We start from the raw sequence: 16176 nt of genomic DNA, 5'->3' as shown, positions 1-16176 counted from the left end.
GGATTTTAGGCTTGCTCGGTGACGCCGGCCGCATGAGCCTGCTGGTCGGCGTGGTAGGAAGAACGGACGAGTGGACCGGATGCGACGTGATGGAAACCCATCTGTTCGCCCGCCACGCGCAGCGATTCGAATTCGTCGGGCGTCCAATAGCGCACCACCGGATGGTGATGCGCCGTGGGCTGCAGGTACTGGCCGATGGTGATCATTTCGACGTCATGCGCGCGTAGATCGTGCATGGTTTCGATGACCTGCTCGTAGGTTTCGCCCAGCCCCAGCATGATGCCGGACTTGGTCGGCACTTCCGGATGCTGGGCCTTGAAGCGCTTGAGCAGATCCAGCGACCACTGGTAATCGGCGCCCGGACGCACTTCGCGATACAGGTGCGGCACGGTTTCCAGATTGTGGTTGAACACGTCCGGCGGAAATTCCTTGAGCACTTCCAGCGCGCGCTCCATGCGGCCCTTGCCGCGGAAGTCAGGCGTAAGTATTTCGATGCGGATCGCCGGGCTGGCGTGCCGCACCGCGCGGATGCACGCGGCGAAGTGTTCGGCGCCGCCGTCGCGCAGGTCATCACGGTCGACCGAGGTGATCACCACGTACTTCAGGCGCATGTCGCGGATGGTCTCGGCCAGGCGTGCCGGTTCCAGCGGATCGGGCGGCGCCGGGCGGCCATGCGCCACGTCGCAGAACGAGCAGCGCCGCGTGCACACCTCACCGAGGATCATGAAGGTGGCGGTGCCCTTGCTGAAGCATTCGTGGATGTTCGGGCACGATGCTTCCTCGCACACCGTTACCAATGCGTTTTCGCGCAGGCGTGCCTTGAGCTGCTGCACGGCATTGCCTTGCGGCAGGCGTACACGGATCCAGCTTGGCTTGCGCAGCGTCGGCACGGCCGTGTCGAAGCCCGCGCGATTGAGCGCGATCTTGTCGTTGCCCAGCTGTTTCTCGACGGCAGGCGTGCCGCTGACGACGCTGATTGGAATGGACTTCGCGGATGAAGCGGACGTATCGCTCATGAAGTTAAGTCAGACCGCCGCGCGAGCGGGGAGTTCGGGAATAAGGGGAGCAGCCGCTTCGGCATCGAAACCGAACTGTCGGCAAAACTCGCCGACCAGCGCATCTTCGACGTCCGACAGCCGCGATGGACCGCCCAAGTCTAGCACCTGCGTGACTGCCAGACCCTTGTATCCACAAGGGTTGATGCGGTGGAACGGATCCAGGTTCATGTTCACGTTGAAGGCCAGTCCATGGAAACTGCAACCCCGGCGCACCCGCAATCCCAGCGCGGCCACCTTGGCATCGGCGACATAGACGCCCGGGGCGCCCTCACGGCGCATGGCTTCAATATTCCAGTGCGCCAGGGTATCGATGATGGCCTGCTCGATCCGGTTGACCAGCTCGCGCACCCCCAGCCCGGCGCGGCGCAGGTCGATCAGCGGGTAGGCCACGATCTGGCCCGGGCCGTGATAGGTCACCTGGCCACCGCGGTCCACCGGCACCACCGGAATGTCACCCGGCGCCAGCACATGCTCCATCTTGCCGGCCTGGCCGAGGGTGAAAACGGGATCGTGCTCCAGCAGCCACAGCTCATCCACGGTATCGGCGGTGCGGTTGTCGGTGAAGGCACTCATCGCCTGCCAGACCGGCTGGTACGGCTGGCGGCCCAGGCGGCGGATTTTCAGCGGTTGGGACATGGGGAGAGTCGCGGGCCTGCGTGGGATGACGCCAATTTGTGGCCGGGAGCCATGGCTTGCAAGTGAAGGAAGTGAGGGGTTGCGTCCGTGCCTCGCGTTCCCGGCACGGACAGGGCGATAGCGACGCGGCTTCTTGTGCGGGACGCTTCCTCATCCCTCCCCTCTTCAGAGGAAAGGGGAAAACGCCGCGCGTGTCCTACAAAGTGAAGCGGATATCCGGATCCGCCCGCAACGCGGTATGCGCGGCGTCGTATTGCTCGCGGGTATCGCAACGGAAACTCACCGTGACGGACAGGAAGTTACCTTCGCGTGAATGCTTGTGCCGCACCGTTTCGTGCAGCACATGCAGGCCGATCTCCTGGAGGATCTGCGGCACGCGGGCCTTCAGGTCCGCGCTGGCATTGCCCATCGCGGTGATTTCGAATTCGCCGGGAAACTGGAAACCCTGGCCTTCCTGCTGCGGCTTGATCTCATCCAGGTCTTTCATCGGTTCGCTCCGCTCGCTCGCCTCATCCGGTCATTTCTTGCCGCTGCCGTGGAACCACAGCAGGATGCTGTCCCACAGCCGCTTGAAGAAACCGCCCTGGGGCGCGTCGTTCATGGCGATCAGCGGTACGTCTTCGACCTGCTGACCATCTTCGGTGATATGCAGCGTGCCGACCTGCTGGCCCTTCTTGAACGGTGCGATCAGCGTGGACGGAATGTCCATGGTGGCCTTGAGTTTGTCGTAGTCACCGGTCTTCACCGTGACCAGCACATCCTCGGGTACGCCGATCGGCAGTTGGTCTTCTTCGCCCTTCCACAGGCGCGGGGTCGCCAATGGCTTGCCCACTTCATAGAGCTTGTGCGTTTCGAAGAAGCGGAAGCCGTAGTTGAGCAAGGCGATGGCCGAATCGGCACGCGCCTTCTCGCTGCTGGCACCCATCACGATCGCGATCATGCGCTGGTCGCCGCGCTTGGCGGAGGCATCGAGGCAGAAACCTGCTTCGGCGGTATGGCCGGTCTTCACGCCGTCCACGGTCGGGTCGCGCCACAACAGGGTATTGCGATTGCCCTGCTTGATGCCATTCCACTCGAACTCCTTGATGGCGGAGATCGCGTAGTCATCCGGGTAGTCATGGATCAGCGCGCGGGTAAGGATCGCCACGTCGTGCGCGGTGGTGTAGTGATTGTCGACCGGATAGCCCGAGGCGTTGACGAAATGGCTGTTCACCATGCCCAGCTGCTTGGCGTAAGCATTCATCAGGCTGGCGAAGGTATCTTCCGAGCCGGCAGTGTGTTCGGCCAGGGCAATCGCCGAATCGTTGCCGGACTGGATGATCATGCCGTAGAGCAGGTCCTTCAGCGGCACCTGGCTGTTGAGCTTGAGGAAGCTGGTGGAACCGTCCGTGCCGGCGCCGCCCGCGCGCCAGGCGTGCTCGCTGATGTTGACCTGGTCGGTGAGGTGGATCTTGCCCGAGGCGATCTGCGCCGAGATCACGTAGTCGGTCATCACCTTGGTGATCGAGGCCGGCACCACGCGCATGTCCGGATTCTTCGAGGCGAGCACCTGCCCGGTGGCGTAATCCATCAGCACCCAAGCCTTGGCATCCACATCCGGCGGCGGCGGTACCGGCACCTGCACGGCCGCCGGAGTCGGTACGTTGGGCACGGGTTTGGGCGGCGTCTGCTGGGCCATGGCGCTGGCGCCGAACACCAGCGCGGCGGCGGCAAGAATGTGCAAGGGGCGGGACAGATTCATGGTGGGCTTACATCCAGTTGCTAATTCATTGGCGCGATGCGCCAGTTGTCTTGGAAAACGCTCAGTCTACCGCGACCTGCGGGTGCGGCAGGCCCATTTTTTCAATCTGCGCACTGACCTGGTCCGCGCTGTCCACGTCCGTCAGGGGGCCAACCCGCACGCGATGCACCAGCCGGCCGGCAATGGTCGCATCCATCACCTGCACCGGAGCGAAATTCGCCACCCGCAACTGCGCGGCGACATGCTCGGCATTGGCCGGATCGGAGAATGCGCCTACCTGCAAATAGATACCCGGACGCGGCGTTGCCGGCGTGACCACCGGCGGCGGTGGCGCTTCGCTCGCCGCTGGTGCCGACGGATCGATGCCCTGCACTTCCACCAGGCCCGTGCCCTTGGGCCACACGCCGATCTTCACGGCCGCGGCATAGGACAGATCGATCACGCGGTCCGCATGGAACGGGCCGCGATCGTTGACGCGCACGATCACGCTCTTGCCGTTCTCCAGATTGGTCACCCGCGCGTAGCTGGGCAGCGGCAGCACCTTGCTCGCAGCGGTGAATTTGTACATGTCGTAGTCCTCGAGGTTCGAGGTCTTGTAGCCATGGAACTTGCTGCCGTAGAACGATGCGATGCCGCGCTCGTCATAGCCGCGCGCCGAGGGCAACACGCTATACGTTTGGCCCAGCACGCTGTAGGGCGATTTGTTGCCGTACAGCGAGCGCGGCTCGACCTTGGGCACCGGCTCGGGCAGCTTGCTGACGTCGGGTGGCGGGCCATCCGGAACGCTGTCGCTGTTGCTTCGATAGCGGCTGCTCTGCGGCCGGCTGGTGTCATCGTTGACGCCCCCGGCATCGTAAGAGCCACCACTACCGCTGCCGGCACGCGAGGAAGACGAATAAGGACGCGCGCTGCGATGGCCGCCGCATCCGACCAGCGCCAACGCGGTCGCGAGCAGCCATGGCAAGCGCCAGGCCGTTCTCATCGGGCGGCGCTTTCCTGGTCGTTGACGCCGTCCACGATGGCCTGGGCGAGCTGGTTCACCGCCATCGCGTACATCGGGCTACGGTTGTAGCGGGTGATCACGTAGAAATTCTGGAAGGTGAACCAGTATTCCGGACCATTCGCGGCCTGGAACGTCTGCAGGCTGCTGGACGCGCCGGGGTCCAGGCGCTGCAACGGCGCGTAGCCCCAGGCTTCCAGTTGCTCGACAGTCCATTGCGGCGTGGAATCTTTCACCGACAGCGGCTTTGCCGCGACGTCGGGTTGCGCGCGCGCCGCTACCGGACCGCCGGTGACCCAGCCGTGCTTGGCAAAATAATTGGCCACGCTGGCGAGGATGTCGGGCAACGAATTTTGCAGATCGATCCGGCCATCGCCATCTTCATCGACCGCGTAATCGCGGATGCTGCCGGGCATGAACTGTCCCCAGCCCTGCGCGCCGGCGTAGGAGCCGGTGAGGCTATCGAGCGGACCGGCGAGCCGGTTGTCCGGCAGCTCCAGCAGGGTCTTGAGCTGGTCACGGAAAAAAGCGGCGCGCGGCGGGTAATACAAGCCGAGCGTGACCAGCGCGTCGAGTACCTTGTACTTGCCGGTATTGCGCCCGTAGAAAGTTTCCACGCCCAGAATCGCGACGATGTATTGCGGCGCCACGCCATATTGCGTGCCGATCTTGTCGAGCAGGGCCTGGTGCTCGCGATAAAATTCGATGCCCGCCTCGATGCGCGCCGGCGTCAGGAAGATCTGCCGGTAATCGCTCCACGGCTTGGCTTCGGCCGGACGGCTGATCGCGTCGAGGATGCTTTGCTGTTTTTTCGCGCCGTCGAGCAAGGCATTCAAGGTGGCCGGATCCTTGCCCGTATCTTTCGCCACTTCCTGCACGAGCTGCTGCTGGCCCGGATGCCCGGCCTGGGCGGCAACGGGCATTGCACAACACAACGCTGCGAGTGCGAAAAAAAATCGTCCTTTCATGGCTGGGAGCGTAACACGCTCAATCGACTTGTTCGCGGGGAAAAACAGGGAACGAACAGTGGCGACGACGCCCGTGCCAGAACGATGCGTGCAGGCACGGCATGCTCCTTAGTCATGCACCTTGCGATTGGCATAGATCGACATCAGCACACCGAAACCCACCAGCAACGATACCGCCGAGGTACCTCCGTAGCTGACCATCGGCATCGGCACACCCACCACCGGCAGCAGGCCCGCCACCATGCCGCCGTTGACGAATACGTAGACGAAGAAGCTCATGCCGATCGCGCCGGCGAGCAAGCGCGAATAAGTATCGCGCGCCTGCATGGCGATCCACAGGCAGCGACCGATGATGAAGGCGTACAGCACCAGGATCGCGCATACGCCGATCAGTCCGAACTCTTCGCAGAACACGGCAAAAATGAAGTCAGTGGTGTGCTCGGGAAGGAAATCCAGCCGCGACTGGGTGCCCTGTTCGAAGCCCTTGCCAAAGATGCCGCCCGAACCGACCGCGATCTGCGACTGGATGATGTGCCAGCCGTTGCCGAGCGGATCGGACTCCGGGTTGAGCATGGTAAGGATGCGGTCGCGTTGGTATTGGTGCATGAAATGCCAAGCGATCGGCACCATCGCCGCCGCCGCCGCGAGCAACGCGCCGATCCGCCACCAGGCCATGCCGGACAGGAACAGCGCGAACGCGCCGGCCGCCGAGACCAGCAGCGCGGTACCCAGATCAGGCTGCTTGGCGATCAAACCGGCCGGGATGGCAATCATCACGCCGACTGTCACGATATCCTTCCAGCGCGGCGGTAACTGTCGGGGATGCAGATACCAGGCCACCATCATCGGCATGGTCAGCTTCATCAGCTCGGAAGGCTGGAAACGCATGATGCCCAGGTTGAGCCAGCGATCGGCGCCACGGCCTTCGCCCAGTACCGCCACCACGACCAGCAGCACCGTGCTGCCGAGGTAGAGCCAGGGCGTCCAATTGCGCAGCATGGAAGGTGGAATGCGCGACATCAGCATGATGAAGATGCCACCCAGTACGAAGCGCGCGGCCTGCCCCCCTACCAGCGAGAGATTCGCTTCGCTGGCGCTGTACAGCGTTACCAGGCCCACGCCACATAGCACCACCAGCGCGAAGGTCAATGGCAGGTCGATGCGCGGACGCGCCCAGATGCGCCGCGCAAACCGGTGCAGCCGCGTGCGCCAGGTATCGATCATTGGGAATCGTCTCCTGCGCTCGAGCTATCCGGCGCCGGCGTATCGCCCTGTGGCGTATCTTCCGGCATGACGCCCGCGGGCTCGCCCGTGCTCGTGACCGAAGCCGGCGCGGACGCCACGCCCGACTCCGGCCAGGGCTTGTTCGGCGGAACCGCGCCACCCTGGGTCGCCAGCCATGCATCGAAAATCTTGCGCGCGATCGGGCCGGCATCATCCGCACCCCACGCCCCTGCCTCGAGCACCACGGCCACGGCAATGCGCGGATCCTCCGCGGGCGTGAACGCTTCAAACCAGGCACGGTGGCGCGCGGCAAGATAGGCCGTGTTGCGGTTCTCATTGTAGGCATCGCTGGTGCGCGAGAAACGCTCGGCGGTACCGCTCTTGCCTGCGATGCGGTAGGGAAAGCCCTGGCCCAGCTTGATCTTGTAGCCCGTCGCCAACGGATCGCTGCTGTAGATCACCATCTGCATGCCCTCGTTCACTGCTTCCCAATCCTTCATGTTCTTGATCAGGGAGGGCCCGGTGGGCGGGTTGGGCAACGGCGACGGCGACTTGCCCACCTCCGCGGTCGACATCACGACGCGCGGTGCATAAGGCACGCCGCGGCCGGCAAACGTTGCCAGCGCATGCGCCAGTTGCAGCGCCGTGACTGACCAATAGCCTTGGCCGATACCTGTAATCACCGTCTCGCCGGGGTACCAGTTCGGCTCCTTGGGTGAATGCCTGGCCTTCCATGCGCGCGAGGGCAGCACGCCGGACACTTCGCCGGGCAAGTCGACGCCGGTGGGGTGTCCGAATCCGTAGGAACCCATGAACTCGCTGACGCGGTCGATGCCCAGGTCCAGCGCAAGCTTATAGAAATACGTATTGACCGAGGCGTAGATCGCTTTATAGAGATTGGTCATACCCACGCCACCGCGCACGTCGTCGCGATAGCCGCGCGCCTGGCCCGGAATGTAGAACACGCCCGTGGAGAGTACTGCGTCCAGCGGCGTGCGCAGGCCGTATTCCAGGCCAGCCAGCCCGATGAACGGCTTTACCGTCGAGCCGGGAGGATAGGCTCCCTTCAACGCACGATTGAGCAGCGGTTTGGCGGGATCGGTGATCAGCGTTTTGTAGTCCGCCTGGCTGATGCCGTTGACGAACAGGTTCGGATCGAACGAGGGCACGCTGACCATCGCCAGCACCTGGCCATTGCGCGGGTCAATCGCCACCGCCGCGCCGGGCCTGCCCTCGAACGCATCCTGCGCGGCCTTCTGGATGCGTGCGTCGATGCTGAGATAGAGGTTCTTGCCGGGGGTGGGCGGATCGGTCTTCAGGACGCGCTGGATACGCCCGTCGGCATTCACTTCGTCCAGTTCGTAGCCCGGCGTGCCATGCAGCATGTCCTCGTAGGAGCGCTCCAGGCCGATGCGTCCGATATGCGTGGTGCCCTTGTAGCGATCGGGATCGAGCCGCTCCTGGTCGTCCGCATCGATACGGCTGACGTAGCCGACGACGTGGGCGAACAACGATCCGAATGGATACTGGCGCGTGAGATACGGCACCACGTCCACGCCAGGGAACCGCCAGCGATTGACCGCGAAGCGCGCGATGTCGTCCTCGGTGAGGCGCAATTTCAACGGTACGCTGTCGAAGTGGCGCGACTGCTTGAGCTGCTTGCGGAAAGCGTCGAGGTCGTCCTGGTCCAGCGGTACGACCCTGCCCAGTTCGGCAAGCATCGCGTTCATGTTCTGCACCTGGTCCGGCCGTACTTCCAGCCGGAAAGCCGGCACGTTGTCGGCCAGCAACACGCCGTTGCGATCGTAGATCAGCCCGCGCGCAGGCGGGATCGCACGCGGCTTCACGCTGTTGTTGACCGAGCGCGTGGCGAATTCGTCGTGATGCAGCACCTGCAGGAACACGTAGCGGCCCACCAGGGCGCACAACCCAAGCAGGATCAGCGCAAAGCCGGCCAGCGCACGGCGCCGGAACAGCTCGCCTTCGCCGCGCGTGTCCTTGAAGCGGCGCAACCGGGTCACCACGTGTGGCTCCTGGTCACCGGGCAGCGGGCAAGAACGCCAGTACCGGCCCGCGCGCGCCGCCCGGCAAGCGACGCGGAATCGGCAGGCGCGCTGTTCCTGGCGCCAATTCCCGACTTCCTGTTCGCGACCGTCATGCCAGCCTCAACCGCATCCGCAGATCGTCGAGCAACAGGAACAGGAACGGCCACAGTGCCGCGCTGACGAACGGTGATGCCCACCATAGCGCCGGTGGCGTTGCCTCTCCCGCGAAGGCCCGCACGACCAGCAGCAGGAAGCGATCGTTGAGCAGCAGCGCCAGCACCGCCAACGTCTGCTGCCACATCGGGAAGAACCGCAGCCGCGAGCGAAAACGCAGGGCGATGAACGCCAGCACGCACAAGCGCAGCGCCTGCTCGCCCAGCAGCACGCCGGTCAGCAAGTCGGCGCAGATGCCCAGGACGAACGCCACTCCCAGCGTCACACGCTGGTCTCCCGATTCGAGCGCCCAGTACAGCAATACCAGCGCTGGCCAATACGGCTTGAACGGCTCAAGCACGTGCGGCAGCGGCACCAGCATCAAGATCAGGGCAGCTCCCAACGTGCCGATGAACCACCAGAATGAGATTCGCTGACGGCTCATGTCCGCGGCGCTCCTGCTGATGACGTTGCTGCAGGCGCGGCCCTGACCGGCTGCGGCGCGGCCGGCTTGTTCGACGTGGCTGGCACGACGGCGCGCGGCAGCGCGGCCGAGGCAGCGGGTGCCGGCGCCTCATCGGCTGGCGGACCGACCGGCGATGGCGGCGGCGGCGGGCCGGCCGGCTCAGCCAAATCGTGCAGCACCAGCACTTCGTCGCTGCGATCCAGATCGGCGCTGGGCAAGGCATGGGCTTCGAGGAACATGCCGTTCGAGGCCGGATCGACGCTGCGGATTTCGCCCACCGGGAAACCCTGCGGGAAACGGCCGCCCAGGCCGGAGGTAAGCAGCTTGTCACCGACACGCACATCGGCCGCCATCGGTATCGTCGGCAGTGTGAGCTGTTCGCCGTTGCGAGAGCCGTAGGCGACAGTACGCAATCCGGTGCGCTCGACCACCACCGGCAAGGCATGGTCCGGATCGGTCACCAGCATCACGTTTGCAGAGGTGGGCAGCACATCGACGATCTGGCCCATCACGCCATGTGCGTCGATCACCGGCTGCCCGGCCTTGATGCCGTCGCGCGCGCCCAGGTTGATCATCATGCGATGCCGGAAAGCGCCCATGTCCACGCCAATCACACGTGCCATCTGCACGTGCAATTCCAGACTGCGCTGGGTATCGAGCAGTTCCTTCAGGCGCTGGTTCTGTTGCGCCACGGCGGCCAGGCGATTGAGCTTGGCATTGGCCAGCAGCAGGTCTTCGCGCAGCCGCTGGTTCTGTTCGGTCAACAGGCGACGATCGGCGAAAGCCACGCCCAGTGCGTGCATGCCGTCGACGGGCAGGCTGGCCAACCGATAGACCGGTTCGACCACGATCGCGGTGGTATAGCGCAGGCGCCACAACCAGCCATTGCGATGATCCAGCACCATCAGCACCCCAGCCAGCGCCAGGTAGAAAATCAGCCGCAACGTGCCGGCAGCGGTGCCGGCAAACAGGGGCGAGGATTCCTCGCGGCTTAGTGGCATGCGCGGACCTCATACTCGCCACGTACCAACTCCCGCTCCCCCGAAGGGAAAGGGTTGGGGTGAGGGAACGACCTTGCGGGATACCAGCTGCCTGAGCGTGCTTTTTCTAATGCGCTTCGAATCGACATTGACGCAAGCCTTGGCCCCCTCACCCTTCCCTCTCCGACGGAGAGGGAGTAATGAATCCTCGCGGGCGAGGACAGTTATTCCGGCGCGAAGAAATCGCTGCCGTGCTGGTCGATCAGTTCCAGCGCCTTGCCGCCGCCGCGCGCGACGCAGGTCAACGGATCGTCCGCCACCTGCACGTGCAAGCCGGTTTCTTCGGAAAGCAGGCGATCGAGGTCGCGCAGCAAGGCGCCGCCACCGGTGAGCACGATACCGCGCTCGGCCACGTCCGAACACAATTCCGGCGGCGTCTGTTCCAGCGCGGCTTTCACTGCCGCCACGATGCCGGCGAGCGGCTCGTGCAGAGCCTCCAGGATCTCGTTGGAGTTGATCGTGAACATGCGCGGCACACCTTCGGCCAGGTTGCGGCCGGAGATCTCGATCTCCTTGACCTGGCTCTGCGGAAAGGCGCAGCCGATCTCCAGCTTGATGCGCTCGGCGGTGGATTCGCCGATCAGCGTGCCGTGGTTGCGGCGAACGTAATTGATGATGGCTTCGTCGAAGCGGTCGCCGCCCACGCGCACCGACTGCGAGTAAACGATGCCGTTGAGCGAGATCACCGCTACTTCGGACGTGCCGCCGCCGATATCCAGCACCATCGAACCGCGCGCCTCGTGCACCGGGATGCCGGCGCCGATCGCAGCGGCCATCGGCTCCTCGATCAGGAACACGTCGCGGGCGCCGGCGCCTTCGGCCGATTCCTTGATTGCACGACGCTCCACCTGCGTGGAACCGCAGGGCACGCAGACCAGCACGCGCGGACTGGGCCGCAGCAGGCGCGAGCGGTGCACCTGGCGGATGAAATGCTGCAGCATCGCCTCGGTCATGGTGAAGTCGGCGATCACGCCATCCTTCATCGGGCGCACGGTGGCGATGTTGCCCGGGGTGCGTCCCAGCATGCGCTTGGCATCGCCACCGACCGCGGCCACGGTGCGCGGACCGCCCGGACCACGATCCTGGCGGATCGCCACGACGGAAGGTTCGTTCAGGACGATGCCCTGACCCCTTACATAAATAAGCGTATTGGCCGTGCCAAGGTCGATGGATACATCGTTCGAAAACATCCCGCGAAACTTCTTGAACATGGGTCCGCCGCGTGTCGACTCTGGCTAAAAAGTAAGCGCGCCAGTCTAGTAAGCAAACCCCCGGGCCGCAAGGACATTCTCGTTAAGAAAGGCTTGTTTTTGCTGGGGAACCCGGCCATGAACACGAAACCCGCGCGGTGCTTCGCGCGCAATCAGAGCAGCGTCTGGCCGCCGCTTGCTTTGCCCACTGCAAGGCTACGGGGCCGCAGAGCAATAGTGACGCTCGTCCGCCTGCCGTTTCCGGCGTCGTATGCCGCGCCCTGTTTCCCGTTCCCGGCTCAACCGTTAGGATGCTGCGTTTGTCGCCGTGGCCCCGCCACGCCCAGCCCTCCTATCCGGACCGTCCATCAACATGTCTGCCGTCATCTGCGGATCGCTTGCCTACGACACCATCATGGTGTTCCAGGACCAGTTCAAGAACCACATCATTCCGGACCAGGTGCACATCCTGAACGTGTCGTTCCTGGTACCGCGCATGCGCCGCGAATTCGGCGGCTGTGCCGGCAATATCGCCTATAACCTGAAGCTGCTCGGCGGCGATCCCTTGCCGGTGGCCGCGGTGGGCCAGGATTTCGCGCCGTATCGCGAACACCTGGAAAAGTGCGGTATCCGCCTCGATTGCATCCGCGTGTTCGAAGAACAGTTCACGCCGCAATGCTTCATCACCACCGACCTGGACAACAACCAGATCACCGCCTTCCATCCGGGCGCGATGTCGAGCGCGCACGAGAACCACGTCCGCAACATTCCCCAGATCAGCTTCGGCATCGTCGCGCCGGATGGCCGCGAAGCCATGCTCCAGCATGTGGAGGAATTCGCCGCGCGCGGCGTGCCATTCGTGTTCGATCCGGGCCAGGCCATGCCGCTGTTCAACGGCGAGGAATTCCGGGCGATGATCGAGAAATCCACCTACGTGATCGTCAACGACTACGAATCGCAACTGCTGCAACAGCGTACCGGCTGGAGCGCCGCGGAGATCGCCGCGCGGGTCAAGGCTTATATCGTGACGCTCGGCCCGCGCGGCTCGCTGATCCACGCCGGTGACACCACGCACGAAATACCGCCGGCGCGCGAACGCCAGGTCGTCGATCCCACCGGTTGCGGCGATGCGTACCGGGCCGGCCTGATCTTCGGCATCATGAAGGGACTGGACTGGCCTACCATCGGCCGCATGGCTTCGCTGATGGGCGCGCTGAAAGTCGAGCATCCCGGCACCCAGAACCAGCATTTCACCTACGACGAATTCGCCGCCCAGTTCCAGGAACAGTTCGGCTACGCGCTGGCCTGAACGGCGCACGGGAGAACAGCATGTCGATCGTCGCCAGCCTCGTGGTTGCCCTCATCGCGCTGATGCATGGGTGGTTCCTGGTGCTGGAAATGCTGCTTTGGGACAAACCCGTCGGATTGCGTGCGTTCGGCATCACCCCCGATTACGCAGCCCAGACCAAGGTGCTGGCCGCCAATCAGGGGCTCTACAACGGTTTCCTTGCGGCCGGCCTGGCCTGGGGGCTGCTCCTCGGCGGAGCCGAAGGGCGGCATGTAAAGATCTTTTTCCTCGCATGCGTGCTGGTCGCGGGCCTTTATGGCGGCCTTACCGCCACCCGCAAGGTGCTGTGGATCCAGGCGCTGCCCGCCGCGATCGGGCTCGCCCTGGTTCTGGTAGCGGGCTGATCGCCATGACCCTTGACCATCGTGAAGCTGTCGGAGGGCGATTCGACCCGGTCCTCATGCAGGAGGCGCGCCGGCTGAGCTGGGCAGCGTTGCACGGCATCCGCGAACGCATGCAGCCGGGCATCAGCGAGGACGAAGCCAGGGCCCAAGCCGCCGAGGTATTCAGCGACCTGGGCATGGAACGGCTGTGGCATCCGGTGATCATCCGCATTGGCCCGAACACCACCAGGACCTATCGCCAGCGCTCGCTGCCGGACGTTCGCCTGGGGGAGAACGATATTTATTTCATCGACCTCGGCCTGGTGTTCAACGGCCATGAAGGCGACGTCGGCGATACTTTCGCGGTTGGCCACGCGCCGGAACGGCAAGCCTGCGCCCAGGCGGCCCGCGACCTGTTCCGTGACGTGGCGGGCAAATGGAGCAACGAGGGCTTGAGCGGCCACACGTTGTATAATTACGCCCATGAGCGCGCCGAGGCGATGGGCTGGCGTTTCAACCATGCCATCAAGGGCCATCGCGTCAGCGATTTTCCGCACTCGGTACACCAGGGCGGCGATCTGGGCGATTTCGAGCACAACCCCTCCAGGGGCTTGTGGATCCTGGAAATCCAGATCGCGCATCCGACCGAACCGTTCGGCGCTTTCTACGAGGACCTGCTGGCCGACCCTGCGCACTGATATGGCGCAAGCGGCCAGCCAGCCTCGGCAACGCCGAATGCACATTTGAAACGTACGCTGCGGACAGTGGATGGATTGTCCGCCCCCTGTTTGACATCGACTTTTACTACGGAACCAAGACTGTGGCCCGCCAAAAACCTCTAAGCCTCTATCGCAATATCGGCATCATCGCGCACATCGACGCCGGCAAGACCACCACGACCGAGCGCGTGCTCTACTACACCGGTAAAAAGCATCAGATCGTCGACGTGCACGACACGAAGGACGGCAAGGGCTCGACCACCACCGATTACCTCGAGCAGGAACGCAAGCGCGGCATCACCATCCAGTCCGCTGCCGTGTCCACCGAGTGGAAAGGCCACCAGATCAACGTGATCGATACCCCGGGGCATGTCGACTTCACCATCGAAGTGAACCGCTCGCTGCGCGTGCTCGACGGCGCCGTGGTGGTGTTCGACGGCGTGGCCGGCGTGGAGCCGCAGACCGAGACCAACTGGCGCCTGGCCGACCAGTACAACGTGCCGCGCGTGTGCTACGTCAACAAGATGGACCGCATCGGCGCCAACTTCGCGCATTGCGTGAAGGGCATCAAGGAGCGCCTGGGCGCCAACGCCCTGCTGTGCCAGGTACCGCTGGGCAGCCACGACGAATTCATCGGCATGGTCGACCTGATCGCCGGCGTGGGCTACATCTGGAAAGGCCACGACAAGGACAGCCCGTGGGATACCGTGCCTCTGGAAGAGGTCGCCAGCAAAGTGAACTTCACGGCCACCGCCGACCAGGAATGGGTCGCCAACCTGGCCTCGCTGCGCGATGAAACCATCGAGAAGGCGCTGGAAATGGACGACGAGGCGTTCGACAAGCTGCTGCATGCCGGCGACGTCGAAACCTTCATGAAGAGCGGCGATTTCAGCATCGAGCTGCTGAAGAAGTGCATCCGCAAGGGCTGCGTGCAAGGCAAGCTGGTGCCGGTATTCTGCGGCTCTTCCTATCGCAACAAGGGCGTGCAGCAGTTGCTCGACGCCGTCATCGACTACATGCCTTTCCCGGGCGAGAACGGCGGCATCTCCATGGTCGACGAAGACGGCCACGTGATCGGCGAACAGGGCGTGCTCGACGAAGCTCCGGCGCGTGCGCTGGCCTTCAAGGTCATCAACGACCAATTCGGCACCCTCACCTTCTGCCGCATCTACTCGGGCGTGATCAAGAAGGGCGACACCCTGCTCAACGTCACGCGCGGCAAGAAAGAGCGCGTGGGCCGCATCGTGGAAGTGCAGGCCAATGCCACCAAGGACATCGAAGAAGTGCGCGCGGGCGACATCTGCGCGTTCGTCTCGATGAAGGAAACCGAGACCGGCGACTCGCTCTCCGATCCGGCCCATCCGGCCCTGCTCGAGCGCATGCGCTTCCCCGACCCGGTGATCAGCGTGGCCGTGGAACCGAAGAGCCGCAACGACATCGACAAGCTGTCCACCGCGCTCTACAAGATGGTGAAGGCCGATCCGTCGCTGCGCATGGAAGTGGACCAGGAAACCGGCCAGACCGTGCTCAAGGGCATGGGCGAATTGCATCTGGAAATCACCATCGACCGCATGCGCACCGAGCTGGGCGTGGATGCGAACATGGGCAAGCCCAAGGTCAGCTTCCGCGAAGCGTTCGGCCAGCCGGTCGAGCACACCTACACGCACAAGAAGCAGTCCGGTGGCTCGGGCCAGTTCGCCGAAGTGAAGATGATTTTCGAGCCGGGCGAACCGGGCAGCGGCGTGGTGTTCTCCGACGAGATCGTCGGCGGCCGCGTGCCGCGCGAATACATCCCGGCAGTGGAACATTCCATTACGGTGGAATCCCGCCAGGGCCAGGTCGCCGGCTATGAAGTGCTGGACTTCAAGGCACGCCTGGTTGACGGCAAGTACCATGACGTGGACTCCTCGGCACTTGCCTTCGAAATCGCTGGCCGCGCCTGCTTCCGCGAGGCGCAGAGAATGTCCAAGCCCAAGCTGCTCGAGCCGGTGATGAAGCTCGAAGTCGTGACCGAGGCCGATTATCTGGGCGATGTGATCGGCGACATCAACCGCCGTCGCGGCTCGGTGAGCGACCAGGGCCAGAAGGGCACCAACGCCTTCGTGCAGGGTTTCGTGCCGCTGGCGGAAATGTTCGGCTACATCAACTTCCTGCGCTCGGCTACCAGCGGCCGCGGTACCTTCACGATGGAATTCGACCATTACGAAGAAGTGCCGGCGAGCATGGTCGCCAAGCTGATGGAGAAGGAAGCGAAGTAAGCGTTCG

Annotated in this window: 15 protein-coding genes; 4 read left to right on the top strand and 11 right to left on the bottom strand. The window is 64.0% G+C overall.

Going from position 1 to position 16176, the window contains the following annotated elements; all coding sequences use genetic code 11:
- Positions 1-5: 5 nt before the first annotated feature.
- The 11 genes from lipA to ISP15_RS11610 form a co-directional block, all read right to left on the bottom strand.
- The gene (gene lipA, locus ISP15_RS11660; protein ID WP_404547514.1) at positions 6-1016 is read right to left on the bottom strand and encodes a lipoyl synthase; all 1011 of its coding nucleotides are present in this window, start codon (positions 1014-1016) and stop codon (positions 6-8) included.
- Positions 1017-1025: 9 nt separating this feature from the next.
- A complete protein-coding gene (gene lipB, locus ISP15_RS11655) occupies positions 1026-1694 on the bottom strand; it encodes a lipoyl(octanoyl) transferase LipB (RefSeq protein WP_404547513.1) in 669 nt (222 codons plus the stop codon).
- Between the two features lie 196 nt (positions 1695-1890).
- A complete protein-coding gene (locus ISP15_RS11650) occupies positions 1891-2181 on the bottom strand; it encodes a YbeD family protein (RefSeq protein ID WP_404547512.1) in 291 nt (96 codons plus the stop codon).
- 30 nt (positions 2182-2211) lie between these two features.
- On the bottom strand, positions 2212-3435 hold the full coding sequence (locus tag ISP15_RS11645) for a D-alanyl-D-alanine carboxypeptidase family protein (protein WP_404547511.1): 1224 nt from the start codon (positions 3433-3435) through the stop codon (positions 2212-2214).
- Positions 3436-3496: 61 nt separating this feature from the next.
- A complete protein-coding gene (locus tag ISP15_RS11640) occupies positions 3497-4417 on the bottom strand; it encodes a septal ring lytic transglycosylase RlpA family protein (protein ID WP_404547510.1) in 921 nt (306 codons plus the stop codon).
- A complete protein-coding gene (gene mltB, locus ISP15_RS11635) occupies positions 4414-5358 on the bottom strand; it encodes a lytic murein transglycosylase B (protein ID WP_404547509.1) in 945 nt (314 codons plus the stop codon). The genes ISP15_RS11640 and mltB overlap by 4 nt, the downstream gene beginning before the upstream one ends.
- Before the next feature lie 153 nt (positions 5359-5511).
- The gene (rodA, locus tag ISP15_RS11630; protein ID WP_404547508.1) at positions 5512-6627 is read right to left on the bottom strand and encodes a rod shape-determining protein RodA; all 1116 of its coding nucleotides are present in this window, start codon (positions 6625-6627) and stop codon (positions 5512-5514) included.
- Positions 6624-8648, bottom strand: a complete 2025-nt coding sequence (mrdA, locus tag ISP15_RS11625) for a penicillin-binding protein 2 (RefSeq protein WP_404547670.1) — start codon at positions 8646-8648, stop codon at positions 6624-6626. The genes rodA and mrdA overlap by 4 nt, the downstream gene beginning before the upstream one ends.
- A gap of 133 nt (positions 8649-8781) precedes the next feature.
- Entirely contained in the window at positions 8782-9270 is a 489-nt protein-coding gene (gene mreD / locus ISP15_RS11620; protein WP_404547507.1) for a rod shape-determining protein MreD, read from the bottom strand.
- Positions 9267-10292, bottom strand: a complete 1026-nt coding sequence (mreC, locus tag ISP15_RS11615) for a rod shape-determining protein MreC (protein ID WP_404547505.1) — start codon at positions 10290-10292, stop codon at positions 9267-9269. Before mreC ends, mreD begins: the two co-directional genes overlap by 4 nt.
- A gap of 203 nt (positions 10293-10495) precedes the next feature.
- The gene (locus ISP15_RS11610; protein WP_404547504.1) at positions 10496-11542 is read right to left on the bottom strand and encodes a rod shape-determining protein; all 1047 of its coding nucleotides are present in this window, start codon (positions 11540-11542) and stop codon (positions 10496-10498) included.
- Between the two features lie 352 nt (positions 11543-11894).
- On the opposite strand from ISP15_RS11610, the gene ISP15_RS11605 reads away from it, so the two are divergent.
- From ISP15_RS11605 to fusA, 4 genes are all read left to right on the top strand, one after another.
- Positions 11895-12830 carry a carbohydrate kinase family protein gene (locus ISP15_RS11605; RefSeq protein ID WP_404547503.1) on the top strand — a complete coding sequence of 312 codons (936 nt, stop codon included), beginning with the start codon at positions 11895-11897 and terminating at the stop codon, positions 12828-12830.
- A 20-nt stretch (positions 12831-12850) separates the two neighbouring features.
- A complete protein-coding gene (locus ISP15_RS11600) occupies positions 12851-13213 on the top strand; it encodes a DUF1304 domain-containing protein (RefSeq protein ID WP_404547502.1) in 363 nt (120 codons plus the stop codon).
- A 5-nt stretch (positions 13214-13218) separates the two neighbouring features.
- Entirely contained in the window at positions 13219-13890 is a 672-nt protein-coding gene (locus ISP15_RS11595; RefSeq protein WP_404547501.1) for a M24 family metallopeptidase, read from the top strand.
- Between the two features lie 122 nt (positions 13891-14012).
- On the top strand, positions 14013-16169 hold the full coding sequence (gene fusA, locus ISP15_RS11590; protein ID WP_404547500.1) for an elongation factor G: 2157 nt from the start codon (positions 14013-14015) through the stop codon (positions 16167-16169).
- Positions 16170-16176: the final 7 nt, after the last annotated feature.

The sequence above is a fragment of the Dyella jejuensis genome, assembly GCF_044904675.1.
Lineage (GTDB): Bacteria > Pseudomonadota > Gammaproteobacteria > Xanthomonadales > Rhodanobacteraceae > Dyella_B > Dyella_B jejuensis.
The sequence above is the reverse complement of the archived record's forward strand: the minus strand, read 5'-3'. Positions and strand labels throughout refer to the sequence as shown.